The organism is uncultured Sphingomonas sp., assembly GCF_964243315.1.
In the GTDB taxonomy this organism is placed as follows: domain Bacteria; phylum Pseudomonadota; class Alphaproteobacteria; order Sphingomonadales; family Sphingomonadaceae; genus Sphingomonas.
The window spans coordinates 1-21,081 of the sequence record NZ_CAXTEM010000027.1; the positions used below are offsets into that span (position 1 = coordinate 1).

General features: G+C 68.4%; 23 protein-coding genes. 13 read left to right on the top strand and 10 right to left on the bottom strand.

Annotation, left to right across the window (positions count from 1 at the left end):
* The 3 genes from accD to ACFE77_RS09560 all read left to right on the top strand — a co-directional run.
* Positions 1 to 782 (top strand): acetyl-CoA carboxylase, carboxyltransferase subunit beta (accD, locus tag ACFE77_RS09550; protein WP_375421407.1); only part of this gene is annotated, 782 nt, incomplete at its 5' end.
* Between the two features lie 16 nt (positions 783 to 798).
* Positions 799 to 2,106, top strand: a complete 1,308-nt coding sequence (locus ACFE77_RS09555) for a bifunctional folylpolyglutamate synthase/dihydrofolate synthase (RefSeq protein ID WP_375421408.1) — start codon at positions 799 to 801, stop codon at positions 2,104 to 2,106.
* A gap of 70 nt (positions 2,107 to 2,176) precedes the next feature.
* Entirely contained in the window at positions 2,177 to 2,611 is a 435-nt protein-coding gene (locus tag ACFE77_RS09560) for a DUF6628 family protein (RefSeq protein WP_375421409.1), read from the top strand.
* On the opposite strand, the gene ACFE77_RS09565 is transcribed toward ACFE77_RS09560, so the two are convergent.
* Positions 2,608 to 3,933, bottom strand: a complete 1,326-nt coding sequence (locus tag ACFE77_RS09565) for an MFS transporter (RefSeq protein WP_375421410.1) — start codon at positions 3,931 to 3,933, stop codon at positions 2,608 to 2,610. The two genes, ACFE77_RS09560 and ACFE77_RS09565, sit on opposite strands and share 4 nt — an antisense overlap.
* Positions 3,934 to 4,180: 247 nt before the next feature.
* Positions 4,181 to 4,615: a response regulator gene (locus ACFE77_RS09570; protein ID WP_375421411.1), complete on the bottom strand. Its 435-nt coding sequence runs from the start codon at positions 4,613 to 4,615 to the stop codon at positions 4,181 to 4,183.
* 104 nt (positions 4,616 to 4,719) lie between these two features.
* On the opposite strand from ACFE77_RS09570, the gene ACFE77_RS09575 reads away from it, so the two are divergent.
* Both ACFE77_RS09575 and rsmD read left to right on the top strand, forming a co-directional pair.
* Positions 4,720 to 6,141, top strand: coding sequence for a pseudouridine synthase (locus ACFE77_RS09575; protein WP_375421412.1), 1,422 nt, complete (start codon positions 4,720 to 4,722; stop codon positions 6,139 to 6,141).
* A 1-nt stretch (position 6,142) separates the two neighbouring features.
* The gene (gene rsmD / locus ACFE77_RS09580) at positions 6,143 to 6,694 is read left to right on the top strand and encodes a 16S rRNA (guanine(966)-N(2))-methyltransferase RsmD (protein ID WP_375421413.1); all 552 of its coding nucleotides are present in this window, start codon (positions 6,143 to 6,145) and stop codon (positions 6,692 to 6,694) included.
* Here the strand turns inward: rsmD and ACFE77_RS09585 are convergent.
* The 5 genes from ACFE77_RS09585 to ACFE77_RS09605 all read right to left on the bottom strand — a co-directional run bounded on the left by ACFE77_RS09585 (position 6,691) and on the right by ACFE77_RS09605 (position 10,635).
* Positions 6,691 to 7,938: an MFS transporter gene (locus ACFE77_RS09585; protein WP_375421414.1), complete on the bottom strand. Its 1,248-nt coding sequence runs from the start codon at positions 7,936 to 7,938 to the stop codon at positions 6,691 to 6,693. The two genes, rsmD and ACFE77_RS09585, sit on opposite strands and share 4 nt — an antisense overlap.
* A gap of 426 nt (positions 7,939 to 8,364) precedes the next feature.
* A complete protein-coding gene (locus ACFE77_RS09590; RefSeq protein ID WP_375421415.1) occupies positions 8,365 to 9,009 on the bottom strand; it encodes an RcnB family protein in 645 nt (214 codons plus the stop codon).
* 102 nt (positions 9,010 to 9,111) lie between these two features.
* Positions 9,112 to 9,594 (bottom strand): GAF domain-containing protein, encoded by a 483-nt coding sequence (locus tag ACFE77_RS09595; protein WP_375421416.1) that lies wholly within the window; start codon positions 9,592 to 9,594, stop codon positions 9,112 to 9,114.
* 4 nt (positions 9,595 to 9,598) lie between these two features.
* Positions 9,599 to 9,997, bottom strand: a complete 399-nt coding sequence (arfB, locus tag ACFE77_RS09600; protein WP_375421417.1) for an alternative ribosome rescue aminoacyl-tRNA hydrolase ArfB — start codon at positions 9,995 to 9,997, stop codon at positions 9,599 to 9,601.
* On the bottom strand, positions 9,994 to 10,635 hold the full coding sequence (locus ACFE77_RS09605; RefSeq protein WP_375421418.1) for an RluA family pseudouridine synthase: 642 nt from the start codon (positions 10,633 to 10,635) through the stop codon (positions 9,994 to 9,996). The genes arfB and ACFE77_RS09605 overlap by 4 nt, the downstream gene beginning before the upstream one ends.
* A 47-nt stretch (positions 10,636 to 10,682) precedes the next feature.
* Between ACFE77_RS09605 and ACFE77_RS09610 the strand changes: the two genes are divergently transcribed.
* Positions 10,683 to 11,441 carry a M15 family metallopeptidase gene (locus tag ACFE77_RS09610; protein ID WP_375421419.1) on the top strand — a complete coding sequence of 253 codons (759 nt, stop codon included), beginning with the start codon at positions 10,683 to 10,685 and terminating at the stop codon, positions 11,439 to 11,441.
* 177 nt (positions 11,442 to 11,618) lie between these two features.
* Here ACFE77_RS09610 and wrbA read toward each other — a convergent pair whose 3' ends face one another.
* Positions 11,619 to 12,215 (bottom strand): NAD(P)H:quinone oxidoreductase, encoded by a 597-nt coding sequence (gene wrbA, locus ACFE77_RS09615; protein WP_375421420.1) that lies wholly within the window; start codon positions 12,213 to 12,215, stop codon positions 11,619 to 11,621.
* 74 nt (positions 12,216 to 12,289) lie between these two features.
* The gene (locus ACFE77_RS09620; RefSeq protein ID WP_375421421.1) at positions 12,290 to 13,006 is read right to left on the bottom strand and encodes a pirin family protein; all 717 of its coding nucleotides are present in this window, start codon (positions 13,004 to 13,006) and stop codon (positions 12,290 to 12,292) included.
* Positions 13,007 to 13,124: 118 nt separating this feature from the next.
* Here ACFE77_RS09620 and ACFE77_RS09625 point away from each other — a divergent pair, with 118 nt between their 5' ends.
* Positions 13,125 to 14,039 (top strand): LysR family transcriptional regulator, encoded by a 915-nt coding sequence (locus tag ACFE77_RS09625; RefSeq protein ID WP_375421422.1) that lies wholly within the window; start codon positions 13,125 to 13,127, stop codon positions 14,037 to 14,039.
* A gap of 3 nt (positions 14,040 to 14,042) precedes the next feature.
* Here ACFE77_RS09625 and ACFE77_RS09630 read toward each other — a convergent pair whose 3' ends face one another.
* A complete protein-coding gene (locus ACFE77_RS09630; RefSeq protein WP_375421423.1) occupies positions 14,043 to 14,633 on the bottom strand; it encodes a helix-turn-helix transcriptional regulator in 591 nt (196 codons plus the stop codon).
* Between the two features lie 115 nt (positions 14,634 to 14,748).
* On the opposite strand from ACFE77_RS09630, the gene ACFE77_RS09635 reads away from it, so the two are divergent.
* The 6 genes from ACFE77_RS09635 to ACFE77_RS09660 all read left to right on the top strand — a co-directional run bounded on the left by ACFE77_RS09635 (position 14,749) and on the right by ACFE77_RS09660 (position 21,022).
* Positions 14,749 to 14,925 (top strand): hypothetical protein, encoded by a 177-nt coding sequence (locus tag ACFE77_RS09635; protein WP_375421424.1) that lies wholly within the window; start codon positions 14,749 to 14,751, stop codon positions 14,923 to 14,925.
* Positions 14,922 to 15,233: a hypothetical protein gene (locus tag ACFE77_RS09640; RefSeq protein WP_375421425.1), complete on the top strand. Its 312-nt coding sequence runs from the start codon at positions 14,922 to 14,924 to the stop codon at positions 15,231 to 15,233. The genes ACFE77_RS09635 and ACFE77_RS09640 overlap by 4 nt, the downstream gene beginning before the upstream one ends.
* Positions 15,234 to 15,294: 61 nt before the next feature.
* Positions 15,295 to 16,080, top strand: a complete 786-nt coding sequence (locus ACFE77_RS09645; RefSeq protein WP_375421426.1) for a tryptophan 2,3-dioxygenase — start codon at positions 15,295 to 15,297, stop codon at positions 16,078 to 16,080.
* A gap of 150 nt (positions 16,081 to 16,230) precedes the next feature.
* The gene (locus ACFE77_RS09650; protein ID WP_375421427.1) at positions 16,231 to 18,360 is read left to right on the top strand and encodes a TonB-dependent receptor; all 2,130 of its coding nucleotides are present in this window, start codon (positions 16,231 to 16,233) and stop codon (positions 18,358 to 18,360) included.
* A 198-nt stretch (positions 18,361 to 18,558) separates the two neighbouring features.
* Entirely contained in the window at positions 18,559 to 19,743 is a 1,185-nt protein-coding gene (locus ACFE77_RS09655; protein WP_375421428.1) for an acyl-CoA dehydrogenase, read from the top strand.
* Between the two features lie 148 nt (positions 19,744 to 19,891).
* Complete coding sequence (locus ACFE77_RS09660; protein WP_375421429.1) at positions 19,892 to 21,022, top strand: CaiB/BaiF CoA transferase family protein; 1,131 nt, start codon at positions 19,892 to 19,894, stop codon at positions 21,020 to 21,022.
* The last annotated feature ends 59 nt before the right edge of the window (positions 21,023 to 21,081 follow it).

The following is a 21,081-nucleotide window of genomic DNA, read 5'->3' on the forward strand; positions in this document are numbered from 1 at the left end:
ACAAGTGCAAGGGCTGCGGGCAGATGGTCTTCACCAAGGAACTGGAGGAGAACCTTCATGTCTGCCCGCGATGCGACCATCACGAGCGGATCGGCCCCAAGGAACGCTTCGCCCAGTTGTTCGACGACGGCCGCTACATTCAGCTCGCCGCGCCGCGCGTGCCCGAGGACCCGCTGAAGTTCCGCGACTCGAAGCGTTACGTCGACCGCATCCGGGCGGCTCGCATTGCCACCGACGAGAGCGACGCGCTGATCAACGCGCGCGGCACGCTCGCCGGCAATAAGGTCGTGATCGGGGTTCAGGACTTCGCCTTCATGGGCGGATCGATGGGGCTCGCCGTGGGTGAGGCGTTTGTCGCCGGGGTCCGCGCCGCGATCGAGGATCACGCGCCCTACATCATCTTCACCGCGGCCGGCGGCGCGCGCATGCAGGAGGGCATCCTCAGCCTGATGCAGATGCCGCGTGCGACGGTGGCGATCCAGATGCTCCACGATGCCGGCCTGCCCTATATCGTCGTGCTGACCGATCCGACGACGGGCGGCGTCACCGCGAGCTACGCCATGCTCGGCGACGTGCAGATCGCGGAGCCTAATGCCCTGATCGGGTTCGCCGGCCAGCGAGTGATCGAGAACACCATTCGGGAAAAGCTGCCCGATGGCTTCCAGCGCGCCGAATATCTGCTGGATCACGGCATGCTCGACATGGTCGTGCACCGCAAGAACCTGCGCGATACGCTGGCGTCGGTGTCGGCGTATCTGTGCGGCGAGCGCAAGGCAGCCTGATCGCAGGGCGCGGACCATGCCCGATCACGCCGTCTCCACCTCGCCTGCGGTACAGGCGCAGCTCGACCGGCTGACCACCACCTCGCCCGGCGCCGACATTCTCGGGCTCGACCGCATCACTCGCCTGCTGGCGCGGCTCGGCGACCCGCATCTGTCGTTGCCGCCGGTCTTCCATGTCGCCGGCACCAACGGCAAGGGGTCGACCTGCGCGTTTCTTCGTGCGGCGATCGAAGCGGCGGGACACAGCGTCCACGTCTATTCGAGCCCGCATCTCGTCCGTTTCAACGAACGCATCCGCGTTGCGGGTAGGCTGATCGACGACGACGCGCTGGCCACGCTGCTCGCCGAGGTGCTCGACGTCGCTGACGGGATCGGCGCGAGCTTCTTCGAGATCACCACCGCCGCCGCCTTCCTCGCCTTCGCGCGCACCCCGGCGGCTGCCTGTATCGTCGAGGTCGGACTGGGCGGACGGCTCGACGCCACCAACGTCCTGCCCGCTCCTGCGGTGTGCGGGATTGCGGCGCTAGGCATGGATCACGAGGCGTTCCTCGGCACCGAACTGCCGACCATCGCCGCGGAGAAGGCCGGCATCGCCAAGGCCGGCGTGCCGCTGGTCACGATGGATTACCCGCGCGCGTTGCACGACCGGATCGCCGCGGTAGCCGCTGCCGCGGGTGCGCCGGTTCTCGCGCGCGGATCGGCGTGGCACAGCGAGACCGCGCGGGCGACGCTGCGCTACCGTGACGCGGGGTTCGCGGTCGTCACTAACCGACCGAGGCTCGTCGGCGCGCACCAGTCGCGCAACCTCGGGCTCGCACTGGCAATGTTGCGCCACCAGGGCGCGCTGACGGTCCCGGAGGCGGCGATGCGCGCGGCGGCCGATTGGGCGACCTGGCCCGCGCGCATGCAGCGGCTCGGGACCGGCCCGCTCACCGATCGACTCCCGCCTGCGAGCGAGCTGTGGCTCGACGGCGCTCACAACCCGTCCGCCGCCAAACCCGTCGCGAAGGCTCTGCGTAGCCTGGCGAAGGGCCGTCCCGTCGCGCTCGTCACCGGCATGCTTGCGAACAAGGACGCTGCGGGCGTTCTGGCCGCGCTTTCGCCGTCCATCTCACGGGTCGTCGCGGTCCCGGTGCCTGGCCACGATCACCACGCCCCGGAGACGCTTTCGGCAATCGCACGTGACCTTGGGCTAGCCGCCGATATCGCGACCGACATCCCCCATGCGCTGGACCGCGCGAGTGCCTCCCCCTTGGTGCTGATCGCGGGCTCGCTCTACCTCGCAGGCGAAGCGCTCGCGCTCAACGACGAGCCGCCCACCTGATCTGTTATTGCTATTGACTTGCAATAACCAAGCAGCGATCCTCGCGACAGCTTCTGGAGATGTCGCGATCATGACCCTTGCTGCCCCCGCAATGACGATCCTGCCGCACGCGCTGCCGACCTGCACCAACGCGCGCATCGTCCTGTTCGCGATCCGCCGTATGGGCGCCCACGGCCTCCACGACGCGGGCGCCGCGAACCTGCTGATCAACGCCTTCGGCCAGGATTTCAGGCGACCGCTGCTGCTGATGCGCAACCTGATGGCCGATCTCGCCACGCACGCCAGCGGCACGATCGCGATCGCGCCCTGCTGCTGCGCGCGGATGACTCCGGCGGAAGGCGCGCTCCCCACCGTGCTTGCGCGGGTCGAAACCGCACCGGATACCGCGCGCTACCTGCTTTCGGACCTGCTCGGCGCTCGCCGCGTCGACGGCGTGCTGGCGAGCGCGGCGATCGTCGCCGCCGCGTTCGCCGACGCCGGTCGCCCGATCGGCGAGCGCGGTTAGACTGGCAGTCCTTCGCGCGCGTCGCCTTCGCCGGCGACGCCCGCGCTGCCGATCGACCGGTCGACCAGCCCGCTGCGGCTCATCCACCAGAACAGCAGCACGCCGGGCACCGCCGCAATCGTCGTCCCCCAATAGAAGTCGACGAACCCGAAGCGCTCGACCAGCCCGCCCGCGGTGGTCGCGGTCAGCAGCCGCCCGACCACGCTCGCCGCCGCCGAGATCAGCGCATATTGCGCGGCGGTGAAGCGCAGGTCGCACAAGGCCGAGAAATAGGCGGTCACCGCGACGCTGCCGATGCCGCTGGTGAAGTTCTCGAACCCGATCGTGCCCGCGAGCCCCAAATTGCTGTGCCCCGCCGCGGCAAGCAGTGCGAAGCTGGCGTTCGACACCGCCATCAGCACCAGGCTGATCATCACCGACCGCTTCAACCCAAGCCGCGCATAGATCGCGCCGCCGACGAACACGCCGATCAGGAATGCCCAGAAGCCGACCCCGACATCGTAGATCGCGATCTCGTCGTTGGTGAAGCCGAGGTCGTTGAGCATCAGCCGCAGCACGATGTTCGCCAGCGTATCGCCGATCTTGTGGATCAGGATGAAGACCAGGATGATCACCGCGCCCGCGCGCTGGAAGAATTCGACGAACGGCCCGACGATCGACGCGACGACCTCGGCAGCGCCGCGCCGCGCGGCCGGCTCGCGATGCCGCGGCGGCTCGCCGAGAAACAATCCGGTCAGGATCGCAGGCAGCACGAACAGCGCACAGGCAAGGTAGCCCGCCGCCCAGCCGACGCGCGCCGCCAACACCAACGCCAGCGACGCCGCCGCGACGTTGCCGATCCGATAGCCATATTGCGCCATCCCCGATCCGACGCCGAGCTGATAAGGCTTGAGCGTCTCGATCCGGTAGGCGTCGATGACGATGTCGAAGGTCGCGCCGGCGATGCCGACCAGCACCGCGGCGACGATCGTCGCGCCGAGATCGGCACGTGGATCGACGAACGCCAGATTGGCGACCGCGCCGACCACGAGCAGCCCTGCGAAGATCAGCCACGACACCCGCTGCCCGAGCCGCCCGAGCACCGGCAGGCGGACGCCATCGATCAGCCAAGCCCAAAGCGGCTTCAGATTGTAGACGAGAAACCCGAGCGTGAACGCGGTGATGGTCTTCTTGTCGAGCCCGTCCTGTGCCAGCCGACTGGTCAGCGTCGCGCCGATCATCGCGATCGGAAAACCCGACGAGATGCCGAGCGTGAAGGCCGCGATCGGCTCCTTCTCGACATAGGGTTTCAGCCCCGCCTTCCAGTCACCCGTCGCACTCATCCACGCGTCCCCACCCGATTTCGCGGGACCCTAGCGAGAGAAGCGCACGACTTGAAGGAGAACCACGCTACGCGCTTCTTCATTGCCCCTTCCCAACCGTCATCCCCGCGCAGGCGGGGATCCATTCCGGCTGGCTTCAGTGCTTCACCGGCAACGCTTGCCAGTCTGGATCCCCACCTGCGCGGGGATGACGAAGAGGATCGATGAATGGCGAAGCAGTTCCACGCGAACCAACCTTCGTCCGCCGTCACCCCGCCGAAGGTTCGAACAACCGCAACCCGCCTGGCAGTCGCTTGGTCGGCTTGCCCTCCAGCCGCGCCTCGATGGCACCGATCGCCGCAAGCAGATCGCGTTGCGCATAGGGCTTGTCCAGACAGCCCGCCGCGATCCCCGCGGCCTCGGGCGGGCAGTTGCCCGTAACGAACAGCACCGGAATGTCACGCGTCCGTGCGGCGCGCGCGACGTCCATGCCGCTGCCGCCCGCCAAATTGATGTCCGCCAGCACCAGGTCGATCGCCGCCGCGCTGCCGACCAGCGCGATCGCATGCGCGGCGCTGTCGACCGTGCCGACGATTTGAAAACCGGATTCTATCAGGAAATACTCGGTGTCGAACGCGACCAGCGGCTCGTCCTCGACGACGAGGAGCCGCACGATCTTTCGCTTCTTCCGGCCGAAGATCATCGAAACTCCCAGAGCGTTCGTTACGCTCGCGGACATAACGCGCACTGCCGGCAACGGTCGCAAATATTTTCACCTTGGCGGCAATCGCATGTATCAGCCGCGGCATGCCGACCGACAAACCAGACCAGCCGACTGCCGGCACCCCCGAACCACGCGGCGGCGACCGCATCGCCAAGCTGCTCGCGCGCGCCGGGATCGCTTCACGCCGCGAGATCGAGCGGATGATCGCGGAGGGGCGGATCGCGCTGGACGGCGTCGTGCTGGACACGCCCGCGACGATCATCCGCACGCTCGCCGGGGTGACCGTCGACGGCGAGCCGGTCGAGGCGCCGCAGGGCGCGCGGCTGTTCCTCCACCACAAGCCGACGGGGCTGCTCGTCACCGAACGCGATCCCGCGGGGCGGCCGACGATCTACGATCGCCTGCCCGACGATCTGCCGCGGCTGGTGCCGGTCGGGCGGCTCGATCTCAATACCGAGGGGCTGTTGCTCCTCACCACCGATGGCGGGCTGAAGCGCCAGCTCGAGCTTCCCGCCACCGGGGTCGAACGCGCCTATCGCGCCCGCACCTATGGCCCGATCACCCAAGCTCAACTCGAGGAACTGATCGAGGGCATCGAGATCGAGGGCATCCGCTACGGCCCTATCGACGCCAATCTCGAACGCCGCACCGGCGCCAACGCCTGGATCGAGCTGGTGCTGACCGAGGGCAAGAACCGCGAGGTCCGCCGCGTCCTCGAACATCTCGGGCTTCAGGTCAGTCGCCTGATCCGGACCCGCTACGGCCCGTTCCTGCTCGGCGATCTGGCGCCCGGCGAGATCGGCGAGGTCAAGCAGAACGACCTCGTCGCCTTCCGCAAGCTGCTCGACGGACCCAAGCGCGGCAAGGTCGCGGGCGAACAGGTCACCGTCGAGGTCGAGGCGCAGAAGCCCGCCCGCGCGACGCCGCCGCCCGCCGTGGCGCCCCGCGCGCGACTGCCGCGCGAGGGCAGCGATCGCCCCGCACCCCGTCCGGTACGACGCGACGATCGCGCGCCGGAACGCGCGCCACGCCGCGACGAGCGCGCCGCCGCGCCTGCGCCCGAACGGCCGGCGAAGCCGCGCACCGGCCCGCAGGGCTTCGGCGTCGGCCAGCGCCGCCGCCAGCAACAGGCTGCCGACGCCCAGGTCGCGCCACGCGCGCGCCGGCCTGACGACGATCGATCAGAAGCGCGCACGCTCACTTCCCGCGCACGCCCCGACAAGCCCGCTGACCGCGCCGCGCCGCGCGGCCCGGATCGCTCCGGCGAGTCGCCATGGGCGCGACCGGACGGCGGCAACCGCCCCGCGCCGGTGCGCGGCGCGACCGCGCGCACCCGCAGCAACGAGGGACAGGCGCGCGCTGCCCGCGCGACGACCAAGCCCCATGACCGCAGCGCCCCGCGCGGCGACGGTCCCTCACGCCCGGCGCGCCCGACCAAGGGACCGCCGAAGGGCCCCTCCGGCGGTCGCGGGCATCCGCCCCGCGCGCCCAAGGGCAAGCGCTGAGATGCGCGTGATCGCCGGCACCTGGCGCGGTCGCCCGCTCGTCGCGCCCAAGGGCGACGCCACCCGTCCCACCGCGGACCGCACCCGCGAGGCGCTGTTCTCGATGCTCGCGAGCCGCCTCGGCAGTTTCGAAGGACTGGCGGTCGCCGATCTGTTCGCCGGATCGGGCGCGCTCGGGATCGAGGCGCTGTCGCGCGGCGCGGCGTCGTGCCTGTTCGTCGAGCAGGATCGCGCCGCGGTCGACGCGCTGAAGGCGAACCTCGCCAAGCTCGAGGCGCGCGCACCGGACTATCGCATCGATGTCCGCGCCACCTCGGTGATGGCGCTCGGCCCCGCGCCTGCGCCGCTCGACCTGATCCTGATGGATCCGCCCTATGGATCGGGTGCGGGCAACGTGGCGCTCGACAAGCTCGCCCGGCTTGGCTGGACCGGTCCGGCGACGTGGATCAGCATCGAGACCGCGAAGGCGGAGGAGATCGACATCGCCGGCTTCACGATCGACGCGACCAGGGTCCACGGCAAGGCTAGGCTGACGCTGCTGCGCGCGGCCTAGCGCCGCAACAGCGCCAGGCCGGCGAGGCTCAACACCCCCGCAGCGACCAGATAGCCGCCGACCCACGCCAGCCCGCCGCGCTCGACCAGCGCCTGGGCGGCGATCGGCGCGACCGCACCGCCGATGATCCCGCCGAGGTTGAAGGTCATCGACACGCCGGTGTAGCGCACCCCCGCGGGGAACAGGCTCGGCAGCCATCCGCCGAGCGGGCCATAGGCGAAGCCCATCACGAACAACGCCAGCGCCAGCCACGCGAACACCCCGGCGAGCGACCCCGCACCCAGCATCGGTCCCATCAGCAGTCCCGCGGCGATGCAGCCGACGAACCCTATGACCAGCATACGTTCGGCGCTGCTCCGGTCCGCGACCATGCTCGCGATGATCACCCCGGCGGCAAGGAACAGGATCGCGCCCAATTCGATCGCGAGGAACGCCTCGCGGGTATAGCCGAGCGTCGTGGTGCCGTAGCCGAGCGCGAAGGCGGTCGCGAGGTAGAACAGCGCGAAGCACGCCACCACGCCGCACGTCCCCGCCAGCACCGCCCGGCCATGATCCGCCACCAGCGCCGCGATCGGCACGCGCGGCAACGCCTCGGCCTGTGCGGCTTCAAGGAAGGCGGGCGTCTCGGTCAGTTTCAGCCGCACCCACAGCCCGAGCCCGACCAGCACCGCGCTGACCAGGAACGGCAGCCGCCAGCCCCACGCACGGAACTGCGCGTCGTCGAGCCAGAGGCCGAGGATCAGGAACAGCCCGTTCGCCGCGATGAAACCGACCGGTGCACCGAGCGGCGGGAACATGCCCCAGGTGTTGCGCCGGTTCGGCGGCGCATTCTCCACCGCCAGCAACGCCGCCCCGCCCCATTCCCCGCCGAGGCCGAAACCCTGCCCGAACCGCAACACGCACAGCAGCGCCGGCGCCGCCCACCCGACCTGAGCATAGGTGGGCAGGAACGCGATTGCGACGGTCGACCCGCCCATCAGCAACAGGCTCGCGACCAGCGTAGACTTGCGCCCGACTCGATCACCGAAATGCCCGAAGGCGATCGCGCCGACGGGTCGAGCGACGAACGCCAGTCCAAAGCTCGCATAAGCCAGCAACAATTGCGCCGACGCGCTCTCCGCCGGGAAGAACAACGGCCCGAACACTAGCGCCGCCGCGGTGGCGTAGATGTAGAAATCGTAGAATTCGACCGCGGTGCCGACCAGGCTGGCGGTGAGGATCCGGCGGGTGGAGGCGGCGGTCATACTCGCGCCTTAGCGCAGGACGCGAGCGGGTGAACCCTCGGGTTGCATGCTGCCATCGCCCTTACCCCGGTCTCAACAAGGCCTGAGCATTAGGATGCCTCGCCCCTTGTGTCCCCGCGAAGGCGGGGACCCAGTACTGGGCTCCCGCCTTCGCGGGAGCACGAATGATCGAGAGAGAGCCCGCCACGAAGCGAAACGGCTGCACGCACCAAATGCGAACCGGAAACGATGCATTGCTACAAACGTGACATGCATCTGCAACAAACCTCCCCCATATCCGGGTCATCGCTGCTCTGCCCTCCCCCTTGCGAGCAGCGACTGGTCGGTCGTCTCCCCTGTCGACCGATCCTCCCCCGAACTACGGGGCGGCTCCTTTCAGGTGCCGCCCCATTTTTTTGCCCGGCGACGAATGCGAACGACCGGCTCCTAGTAGCTCTCGGTAGTCGTCGTCGTCGTCGTGGTGGCCGCGTTGCCGATCGTAATCGTCGTCACGCTGCCGCCCCAGGGCCGATCATCGCGACGACTGGTCACGACCGTTCGCCCATCGGGTGAGACCCACTCGTCGTCCGCATAGTCGACCGGCAGCGGCGGCATCCGCTCGGGCGCGACCGGCGGCTCGCCGTCCGCATCGTACATCGGTTCGGATTGTGGCACCATTCGGGGCCGCGCGTATGGCGCACCAAGAACCCGACGCTCGCCCGGACCGGCATAGACGCGATCGTCATTGGCGTAGAACGGATCGCCACCCGTCCCCGCGGCACCCGTCGCGACATCGAAGATCGAATAATTGCGATCCACCAGCACCGCGTCATCGTGATACCGCATCCAGCGATAGCCCGGCAGCGGCTCGCGCAAGCCGAGCGCACGCCAGTCCGCCACCGCGAAGCGCTGCGCCTGCCAATAGACCGGCAACGCCCACCCGCGTGTCGGCCGGCGATAGGTGTCGGGCAAAGCGGCGGTTCGACCGGCAGCGGCATGCGCGACGCGTTGCTGCTTGGCGCTGCGCTGCGCCACCGCGCCATCCGCCGTGACAAGCGCCAGCACGGCCGTCGCGATCATCACCGTGCGCATCGTCTTCTCCCTCGCCGGACAGTCGCCGGCAGTCGTCATGGTTGACGAAGGGTTATCAGCCGCGCCTGTCGCTCGCCAGCATGCGAACGGTCCCGTTTCGGATCAGCCCACACGGCTCGCGATCAGCGCCACAAGCGCTTCGCAGCCTGCGGCATCCTCGGCATCGAAGCGCGCCGGGATCGGACTGTCGAGATCGAGCACCCCGACCAGCGCATCCCCGCTGACGATCGGCACCACCAGTTCGGACCGGCTCGCCGCGTCGCAGGCGATATGCCCGGGGAAGGCGTGGACGTCTTCGATCAGCTGCGTTGCGCGCGACGCCGCCGCCGCCCCGCATACCCCCGCACCGACCGCGATGCGGATGCACGCCGCCTTGCCCTGGAACGGTCCGAGCACCAGTTCGCCGCCGATCATCCGGTAGAAGCCGGTCCAGTTCACGTCGGGCAGATATTCCCACAGCAACGCCGCGACGTTCGCCATGTTGGCGATCTGGTCAGGCTCGTCGGCGGTGAGCGCGTCCGCCGCCGCGATCAAGTCGCGGTACAGATCGGCCTTCGATCCCCGGCTGATGTCGAACTCGTACATATCTCTACTCCGCGCTGACTCGGCCGCGCCCGGCCTTCACCGCGCTGCGCCCCTTCTTCTCGTCGACCCGTCGCGCCTTCGCCGCGCGCGACGGCTTGGTCTTGACCCGACGCGCCTCGCGCTCCTCGGCGGTGGCGAGCAATGCCGCCAGCCGCTCGCGCGCGTCGGCGCGGTTCGCCTCCTGCGTCCGATAACGCCGCGCGGTGATCACCAACGCGCCCCCCGCGGTCATCCGGCTGCCCGCGGCGAGTTTCAGCCGGCGATACGTTTCCGGGTGCAGCCCCAGCTTCCACACGTCGCAGCGCAATTGACACGCGGTCGCGACCTTGTTGACGTTCTGCCCGCCCGGTCCCGAGGCGGCGAGGAAGCGTTCCTCGATCGCGTCCTCGGGCACCGCGATCACATCAGCCCCGCGAACCGTTCGGGCATCGGCGCTTCGGCGATCACCGGGTCCTTGCCCTCGCGCGGCACCACCAGCTTGTGCGCGTGGAGCATCATCCCCCGCGGATCGGCGCGGCCATAGACCGGATCCCCGATCACCGCGATGCCGAGACCGCTCGCGGCGTGCACCCGGATCTGGTGAGTCCGCCCGGTCTCCGGCTTGAACTCGACACAGGCGCGGCCGTCGGTCACGGACACCAACCGCCACGCCGTGCGCGCCGCCTTGCCCGTGGGATCGCCGACCATTCGCCAGCCATCCTCGCGCGTGCTGACCTTGGCGAGTGCCAGGTCGATGACGCCGCCCTCGCCCTCGGGTACACCATCGAGCACCGCCAGATAGGTCTTTCCTACCGCGCCACGTTCGAACGCCTGTTGCAGCCGGGCATGCGCCTTCGGATTACGCGACAGCAGCAAACACCCGCTGGTGTCGCGATCGAGCCGGTGCACCGGATGCGGCCAGCGCTTGAAGCCGAACTTAAGCGAATCGAGATGATTTTCGAGGCTAAGCGAGCCGTCGCGCGGCGGATCGACCGGCAGGCCAGCAGGCTTGTCGATCACTAGCGCTTCGCCGTCGAGGAATAGGACGTGGTCACCATGCATGCGCCGCCCTTGCCACTTGCGCGCCCGCCATGCCAGAGCCGCGTCGCATGAAGCGCCCCGTCTTCTCCCCCGCGGCCCTTCTCGTCGTCGCGCTGGTCGGGGTGCCCGCCGGCGCGCAGGCGCAGCTCTGCGAAGCGGCGCAGGCAAGCATGTCGAGCGCCGACCGCGTCTACGGTCATCTTTCCTATGGCGACGCGCCGCCGACCGATCTGGTCCCGGCGCCGGCCGGCTTCGCGCTCGGTGCGTGCCTAATCCGGCGCGACATCATGCCCGATCTCGAACGCCTGCTCGCCGCCGCGCCGGCAGGGAGCTTGCGCGGCCTGTCATGCCATCGGTCGATCATTCGCCAAGCCGACGTGTTCTGCCGCGAGCGCCCCGCGGGCGGCGCCGCTGACCGCTCGATCTCGGTTGCGCCGCCGGGGCATAGCGAACATTCGACAGGCTATGTGATCGACTTCGCGGTGCGGCCGCGGACCGACTGCCCCGATGCCGAAGCCTGCATGGCCGCGACCGCTACCGCTCGGTGGCTGGTCGCCAATGCGCCACGCTACGGATTCGAGATGTCCTTCCCGGGGGGCAACCGGCAGAACGTCAAATGGGAGCCCTGGCATTGGCGCTGGGTCGGCGCCACCGCCGCAACGCCCGGCGCTGCCCGGGCCCGCTTCGTGTTCGCCAAGGCGAGGCGCGACTTCCCCGCCAACCCGGCGGTCGTCGACACGTACGTGCTGAACGACGTGCCGGCGCCCCCGACCTTCGTCGCGGCGCCGACCTGGACAGGCAAGAAACAGCGCAAGCGCCGGCGTTAGGTCTGGCGCGATCTGCAGGTCACCCTCGGCAGCGCAACTAACATTATCCGCCCCGGCGAAGGCCGGGGCCCAGGTACGAGAGTCGCCGGTCAGGCACGCGCCCGGTTACGTCCATCTTCGTGAGTGGGCCTCGGCCTTCGCCGGGGTGGTTGCCTTCCCTGCCACCCCCGCCCCGGGTTACGCCAGCTTCGCCGCGACCTCGGCGATCCGCTTGCCCTGATACCGCGCGCCCGCAAGCTCGACCTCGCTCGGCTGGCGCGATCCGTCGCCTGCGATCGTCGACGCGCCATAAGGGGTGCCACCCTTCACTTCGTCGACGCCCTGCTGACCCTGAAAGCCGTAATCGAGCCCGACGATCGTCATCCCGTGGTGAAGCAGGTTAGTGATGATCGAGAACAAGGTCGTCTCCTGGCCGCCATGCTGGCTCGCGGTCGACGTGAACGCGCCACCGACCTTGCCGATCAGCTTGCCCTGGAACCACAGCCCGCCAGTGGTGTCCCAGAAGCTCGCCATCTGGCTCGGCATCCGCCCATAGCGGGTCGGCGCGCCCACGATGATCGCGTCGTAATCGACCAGCGCATCGGGGCTTTCGATCACCGGGTGCTTGGTGTCGGTCTTGAAGTGCGCGGCCTCGACAACAGCGGCAGGCGCGGTCTCGGCGACGCGGCGGATGTCCACCTCGGCACCGGCCTCGCGTGCGCCCTCGGCCACCGCGTCAGCCATCTGCTCGATATGCCCGTAGGACGAGTAGTAGAGTACGAGAACCTTGGTCATGTCGTTTTCCTCTGAAACTATGAGTAATTAGCAGACCGTGTTCCTGCGTTCGCAGGAGCATGGCGGTGATCGCGTCAGAGCGAGTCGACGAGGACGATCTCGGCGTCGTCGATCGCGGTGATGGTCACGGTCTGCGGCCCGGTCAGTGCGACGCCGTCGCGGGCGTCGATCCGCTCGCCGTCGATCTCGATCGCACCGGTCGCCGGCACCAGATAAACGTGGCGCCCGTCGCCGATCGAATGCTCTGCGGTCTCGCCCGCTCGGACGGTCGCCGCCATCACCCTCGCCTCGGCACGGATCGGCAGCGCATCGCCATCGTCCGCGAACCCGCTGGCGAGCGTCACGAACCGACCGCTGCGATCGTTCTTCGGGAATGGCTTGGCGCCCCAGCTCGGGCTGCCGCCGGTGCGGGTCGGCTCGATCCAAATCTGGAACAGCGTCGTCGTCTCGTTCTCGAGATTGTACTCGGCGTGGCGAACCCCGGACCCGGCGCTCATCACCTGGACGTCCCCCGCCTCGGTACGGCCGGTGTTGCCGAGCGAATCCTGGTGCGTGATCGCGCCGCTGCGGACATAGGTGATGATCTCCATGTCCTTGTGCGGGTGGGGCGGAAAGCCCGAGTTCGGCCCGATCGCATCGTCGTTCCAGACGCGGATCGCGCCCCAGCCCATCCGGGTCGGCTCGTAATAGTTGGCGAACGAGAAATGATGCCGCGCGTCGAGCCAGCCGTGATTGGCATGGCCGAGCGTCGAAAACGGGCGGCGGTCGATCTTGGTGTCGGTAGCGATCATGGACTGTCTCCAATCTGTTGCAGCCAAGATAGGCGAAAAGATCACGACTTAAATGGAAACGGTAGAAACCTATCGTTTCAGCTGATAGCAGCGAAGCGCCACCTTTGGAGACCCGCCGATGCGCCTACCCGATCTCGAAGCCTGGGCGATCTTCGCGGCGATCGTGGAGCACCGCTCGTTCAGCGGCGCCGCCGACGCGATCGGGCTGAGCAAGGCGACGGTGTCGAAGGCGATCACCCGTCTCGAGGCGCATCTCGGCCAATCGCTGTTCCATCGAACCTCCCGTCGTCTCGCGCTCACTGAGGCGGGCAAGCCGCTCGCCGAACACGCTGCACGGATACTTGCCGAGGCGCTCGCCGCGGAGGAAGCGGCGCGCGATGGCGCTTCCGGGCATAGCGGGCGCATCCGCCTCGCGGCGCCGATGAGCTTCGGCATCACTAACGTCGCGCCGCTGGTCGCGGACTTCCTCGTCGCGCATCCGGGGATCGAGATCGACCTGCATTGCTCTGATGCTCGGGTCGACATCGTCGCCGAGGGCTTCGACATCGCCCTACGCATCGCCGACCTGCCCGACAGCTCGCTGCGCGCGCGGCGGCTGTGCGGCATCTCGACGCACCTGATCGCGTCGCCCGCCTATCTCGAAAAGCACGGCACCCCGACCCACGCAGCGCAGCTCGGCGAACACAAGCTGCTCGGCTACGCCAACGTCACCGGCCCATGGCGCTTCCGCGGCCCCGGCGATGCGGAGGTGGCGGTGCGCGCCGAAGGACCGCTGGTCGCCAACAGCGGCGAGGCGCTAATCCCCGCGATCCTCGCCGGGCTGGGCATCGCGCGCCTTCCCGGCTTCATCATCGGCCCCCACATCGCCGACGGCAGCGTCGTGCAGATCCTTGCCGATTGGGCGCCGGGCCCGATCGGGCTCCACCTGCTCACCCCGCCGAGCCCGTTGCGACCGGCGCGAGTCGAGGCGCTGATCACGTTTCTCGCGGCGAACCTGCGCGATCCGTGCGCGGAGGCGATCAGGGCCGCCTGACCGTCATCGCGGCGCCCGCATCAGCCACACGACCCGCCCGATCACTTCGACGGGCGCAGCAGGCATCGGCGGTGCGTCGGGATTGTCGCTGGTCGCGACCAGCCCTGCCGACCCCCGCGCGACTCGCTTGACCATCGTCGTGCCGTCGATGCGAATCACGAACACCTCGCCCCGCGCGCCCGGTAGACGTCGGGCCAGATCGACCACGATCAGGTCGCCATCGACCAGCCCCGGCTCCATCGACGAACCGCGCACCCGGATGATGCCCGCGCGCCCCTCGCTCAGCCCGAGCCGCGACGCGAGCGCAGGGTCGATCGCATCGGCGCCCACCACGATCTCGCCATCGACGAACGCCCCCGCGCCCGCCGACGCGGCGACGTCGAGCCGCGGCACGATGAAGCCACGCCGCGCCGGCTCGCCGCCCAGCACCCCCTCGTCCACCCCGAAGAAGTCCGCCAGCCGTCGCCGATCCTCGCGGTCGAGTGCACGCGGCGACCCGCGCGTCACGAACTGCTGCAGATACGCCGCGTTCCGCCCGAGCATCGCAGACAACGCCGCCAGGCTGGTGCCGCGCCCGATTGCCAGCGTCTTCAACGACGACCTAGGATCCTGCGTTTCCACGGGCGAATACCTAGCGTAGGAAATTTTCCTAGACAAGTTGGAGAATGGAACAGAACTAGAACATCGTCCGAGACTCGGGAGAAAGACGATGACGCCCTTGGTCAAGATCGACCGCTATCTACGCCGTACCCAGATGCCCCCGACCAAGTTCGGACGGCTCGCCGTCAACGATCCACGACTCGTCGGCGACCTCAAGCGGGGCCGCATCCCAGGGCCGAAGATGCTGGCGCGGATCGATGCCTTCATCGGGAACGACGGCGCATGATGCCCGCCCCCGTCACCGATGCCGCGGTGCTGCTAGTCCGCGCGCTCAGGATCTCCGCACGGGCGGCGGGCGCGGCGGTGGTCGTGTGCGCCACCGACGAGCGATCCTGGGCGAGCGCGATCTTTGCCGGCGTCCGTCACCGCATCGATCTGCAGGTTGACCAGAACACGGCTACAGACGACTGGCTGGCGGCGCTGCTCGAGGCCGATTTGCCATTGCGCGGCCATCTGGTCGCCGATTTGACCCTCGATCGGCATCCCGGTCAGGTCCGTCTGGAGGTGCTGACGATCGAGAACGACGACGCCTGACCTGGGCGGACCGTATGCCGGCAGCTTTGTAAATCGGCGCATGCGCCGCTACCCCCCGGTTATGACCAAAGTCACCTATCGCAGCTACCTCCGCCTGCCCGAACTTCTAGCGGTCCAGACCCCGCGTAGCGGCGTGCACGACGAACTGCTCTTCGTCACGATCCACCAGGCGTCGGAACTGTGGATGAAGCTCTGCCTCCACGAACTCGGCGAGGCGCGCCGCCGGATCGCTGCGGACGACCTCCAGCCAGCGCTCAAGATGATGGCGCGCGTCAGCCGCATCCAGGCGCAGCTGATCCAGTCATGGGAGGTCCTCGCGACGATGACCCCGGCCGACTACGCGACGATGCGCGGCTCGCTCGGCACCAGCTCGGGCTTCCAGTCCGACCAGTATCGCCAGCTTGAATTCGTCATGGGCAATCGCAACGCCGCGATGATCGCGATCTTCGACGAGGCCGATGTCCGCGAGCGGCTCGAAGACGAGCTCCGCCGCCCCAGCCTCTACGACGAGGCACTTCGCCTCCTCGCCCGCCGCGGCCTGCCGATCCCCGCCGACCGACTCGACCGCGATGTCGCTATCAGCGCCGGATCGTCACCCGAGGTCGAGGCGTGCTGGGCCACCGTCTACGGTGATCCCCACCGTTATTGGGACCTGTACGAGCTTGCCGAAAAGCTCGTGGACCTGGAATACCACCTCCAGCTTTGGCGGTTCAGCCACCTGAAGACGGTCGAGCGCGTGATCGGCTTCAAGACCGGCACCGGCGGCACCCCCGGCGTGCCCTACCTCGCCAAGGTCGTGGAGCAACGCTTCTTCCCCGAACTGCTCGATGTTCGTACGAGACTTTAGCTGATGACGCTGGTGTCGAAACCGACCTCGTCCAGCTGAACGGCCGCGGCCTGCCGAATTAACTGTGCACTCGCAGCAAAATCATTTTGATATATCGTAACACGGCGGCTAGGGAGCCCGGCGACAGGTTGCCTTCCCCGGAGTTCCCTCATGATCAAGCTCGTCCTCGCCAGCGGTGCTGCCCTTCTTGCCGTGCCCGCCTTCGCGCAATCGACCGCGCCCGGGACTGCAGAGCCCGACTCCAGGCGCGACATCATCATCACCGGGGTGGTCGAGACCAGCGAGCGCGACGTGTTGCAGGGCACCTCGGTGATCTCGGGCGCGGAACTCACCCGCAATCTGCGCCCAACGATCGGTGAGACGCTCGCCCGCCAGCCCGGCGTGTCCGCGACCTCGTTCGGCCCCAGTGCCTCGCGCCCGATCCTGCGCGGCTTCCAGGGCGAGCGCATCCGTGTACTCACCGACGGCATCGGCTCGATCGACGTCAGCAACACCAGCGTCGACCACGCCGTCATCATCGATCCGCTGCTCGCCGAGCGCGTCGAGGTGTTGCGCGGCCCCTCGGCGCTGTTGTTCGGTTCGTCGGCAGTCGGCGGCGTCGTCAATGTCATCGACACGCGCATCCCACGTACCGTCCCAACCAACGGCTATCGCCTCAACGGCATCGCCAATTTCGGGTCGGCCGCGACCGAGCGGTCGGGCGGCGCTGCAGGCGATGTCGCGGTCGGCGAACATCTCGTCCTCCACGCCGATGGATCGTACCTCAAGAGCGACGATCTGCGCACCGGCAAGGGCTATCTCCTCTCCCCCGCCGCGCGTGCTGCCGCGCTAAGCCAGGTCGGCCTGCCGCAGCCGGATACCGACGAGCCGATCGACTTCGCCGCCTCCGCCGCGCTCCGCAACCGCTTGCCGAATTCCGCCGCCGAGACCTGGACCGCTGGCGCCGGCGCATCGATCATCACCGACACCGGCAATCTCGGCGTGTCGTACAGCCATTACGACAGCCTCTATGGCGTCCCGATCCGCTTCGCGACCGCGGTCGGGCAGGAGCAGGAGGCGCCGCGCCTGTCGGTCGTCCAGAACCGGTTCGACCTGCGCGGCGAGGTCAAGACCGGCGGCGGCTTCCTGGATCGCATCCGCATCCGCGCCGGCCAGGCGAGCTACCGCCATTTCGAGCTGGAGGAGGACGGCAGCGTCGGCACCGCCTTCTACAACAAGGGGCTTGAGGGCCGACTCGAGCTGGTCCAGGCCAATCGCGGCGGCTGGCAGGGCGCGTCGGGCGTGCAATTCTTCAATCGCATCTTCAACGTGGTCGGCGACGAAGCCTTCCTGCCCAAGAACGAAACCAATCAAACCGGCTTCTTCACGCTGCAACAATATAGCAGCGGGGCGTTCCGCGCGGAGGGAGGCCTGCGCTACGAGACCACCGATCTCGCCGCGCGCACCCTGCCCGATGACGCGCGCTTCTTCCGCGGCAGCCGCCAGTTCGAGGCGGTGTCGGGCTCGCTCGGCGCCAGCTACGGCGTCACCGACGCGGTTCGGCTCGGCGTGAACCTGTCGCACACCGAACGCGCGCCGTCGGGCGAGGAACTGTTCGCCAACGGCGCGCATGCCGGCACCCAGGCATACGAACTCGGCAACCCCGACTTCAAGCTGGAGAAGAGCTGGGGCATCGAGGCGACCGCGCACGTCCATGGCGACGGCTTCAGCCTCGACGCATCGGCCTATTACAACCGCTTCAGCAACTACACCTCGGAGAACCAGGTCGACGTTGCCGTGTGCCAGGCGGCTGCGGCGCCGTCCGGCCGCGAGGTCGACCTGCCCTGCTTCCAATACCAGCAGCAGGACGCGACCTATTACGGGTTCGAAGCCGATGCCTCGGCACGGCTGGCGCGGATCGGCGGCTATACGATCAACGCCGACGTGCTCGGCGACTATGTCCGCGCCACGATCGTCGACCAGGGCCCGATCCCGCGCATCCCGCCCGCACGCGTGCTCGGCGGCATCGAGGCGCAAGGCGACGCGGCCAACGCCCGTGTCGAAGTCGAGCACGTCTTCCCGCAGAACCGCATCGCCCCGTTCGAGACGCGCACCGACGACTACACGATGGTCAACGCCTCGATCGGGTTCTCGCCGTTCGGCCAGGACAGCAAGACCAGCTTGTTGCTGTCGGCGAACAACATCTTCGACGTGGTGGCGCGGCGCCACGCCAGCTTCCTGAAGGATTTCGCGCCGCTGGCGGGCCGGGACATCCGCGTTACCCTGCGCTTCGGTCTCTAACTCACTCCTCCCCGCCAGGGGGAGGTGGCACCGCGAAGCGGTGACGGAGGGGGCCATCCCCGAGCGATACACTCGTGGCAAGCCCCCTCCACCATACGGCTGTCGCCGAACGGTCCCCCTCCCCGTGCCGGGGAGGAATGCGCACCCCCTTGCCCCGCCCCCCATCCGTCCGTACCGCGTTCTCAAAAGGAGATCATGATGGCCGGCATGGGCGCATTCGACTGGGCGGACCCGTTCCTGCTCGACGATCAGCTGAGCGAAGACGAGCGGATGATCCGCGATAGTGCGCGGGCTTACGCGGACGACAAGCTCGCGCCGCGGATCGTCGACGCGTTCCAGCACGAACATACCGATCCTGCGATCTTCCGCGAGATGGGCGAGCTCGGCCTGCTCGGCCCGACCATCCCGGAAGAATATGGCGGCGTCGGCGCCTCGTACGTCAGCTACGGCCTGGTCGCGCGCGAGGTAGAGCGGATCGACAGCGGCTATCGATCGATGATGAGCGTCCAGTCGAGCCTCGTCATGTACCCGATCAACGCGTTCGGATCGGAAGAACAGAAGCGCAAATACCTGCCGAAGCTCGCCAGCGGCGAATGGATCGGCTGTTTCGGCCTGACCGAGCCCGATGCGGGCTCCGATCCCGGCGGCATGAAGACCCGCGCGATCAAGACCGACAACGGCTATCTGCTGTCGGGCTCCAAGACCTGGATTTCGAACTCGCCGATCGCCGACGTGTTCGTGGTGTGGGCGAAGTCCGACGCGCATGGCGGCGGCATCCGCGGGTTCCTCCTCAAAAAGGGGATGAAGGGCCTGTCCGCGCCGAAGATCGAGGGCAAGCTCAGCCTGCGCGCCTCGGTCACCGGCATGATCATGATGGACGAGATCGAGCTCGGCGAGGACGCGTTGCTCCCCGACGTGCAGGGGCTGAAGGGTCCGTTCTCGTGCCTCAACCGTGCCCGCTACGGGATCAGCTGGGGCGCGCTCGGCGCCGCCGAATTCTGCTTCCACGCGGCGCGCCAATACGGCCTCGACCGCCAGCAGTTCGGCACGCCCCTTGCTGGCCGGCAGCTGTTCCAGAAGAAGCTCGCCGACATGGAGACCGAAATCGCGCTCGGCCTGCAGGCCTCGCTTCGCGTAGGTCGACTGATGGACGAGGGCCGCTTCGCGCCGGAGATGGTCTCGATCGTCAAGCGAAACAATGTCGGCAAGGCGCTCGATATCGCGCGGATGGCGCGCGACATGCACGGCGGCAACGGCATCTCGGGGGAATATCACGTCATGCGCCACCTGATGAACCTCGAAACGGTCAACACCTATGAGGGCGCGCACGACGTCCACGCCCTGATCCTCGGCCGCGCGATCACGGGGCTGGCGGCGTTCTGATGGACGTCCCGCTTCGCATCCCCTTCTACCACCCCGGCGAAGGCCGGGGCCCAGTTGGGAGACGCGACTTGGCTGACGCTGCGCACAATTACCAAGGCCTTCCCGACTGGGCCCCGGCCTCCGCCGGGGTAGTAGGAAAAGTGGCAGGGTGAGCAAACAGACCCCCCTCGCTGGCCTCAAAGTCCTAGAACTCGCGCGCATCCTCGCCGGGCCGTGGGCTGGACAGGTACTCGCCGATCTCGGCGCCGAGGTCACCAAGGTTGAAAGCCCCGCCGGCGACGATACCCGGACTTGGGGCCCACCCTTCGTCGACAATGGCGACGGCACGCGGGACGCGGCCTATTTCCACGCCTGCAACCGCGGCAAGACCTCGCTGGTGATCGACTTCACCACACCCGCCGGCCAGCAGCAGGTCCGCGATCTCGCTGCCGAAGCCGACGTACTGATCGAGAACTTCAAGGTTGGCGGACTCGCCAAATACGGGCTCGACTATGCGTCGCTGGCCGCGCTCAACCCGCGGCTGGTCTATTGCTCGATCACCGGCTTCGGCCAGGACGGCCCCTATGCGCCACGTGCAGGCTATGACTTCATTATCCAAGGCATGAGCGGGATGATGGACCTGACCGGCGAGCCCGACGGCGCGCCGCAGAAGATCGGCGTAGCGATGGCCGACATCGGCACCGGGCTCTACGCCGTGATCGCGATCCAGGCCGCGCTGGCGATGCGCGAACGCACCGGGCGCGGGCAGCAGATCGACATGGCGCTGCTCGATACGATGACCGGCATGCTCGCCAATCAGGCTGCGAACTACTTCGCGAGCGGCGTCACCCCGCCGCGGGTCGGCAACGCGCACCTCAACGTCTCGCCCTACGCGGTGTTCGAAACCGCAGACGGCTGGTTCATCCTCGCGGTCGGCAACGATGCGCAGTTCCGCCGCTTCTGCGCGGTGGCGGGGCTGGAGGTCGAGGCCACCGACCCGCGCTTCGCCACCAACGCCGGGCGGCTCGACCACCGCGAGCCGCTGTTCGCCGCGATCACCGAAGCGACGAAGCGCTTCGCGCGCGACGACCTGCTCGCGCGGCTCGAGGCGGCGGGCGTTCCCGCCGGGCCGATCAACACCGTCGCACAGGCGCTCGAAGACCCACAGGTCCGCGCCCGCGGCATGGTCGTGCCGGGCGACGCGATCGCAGGGTTGCGCACCCCGATCCGCTTCTCGGATGCCGACCTGGCCACCGGCCGCCCGGCGCCGCGGCTAGGATCGGGCGCGAAGCAAGGCTGACAACACCCGACTACACCACCCCGGCGAAGGCCGGGGCCCAGTCGCGGAACGATGATGGC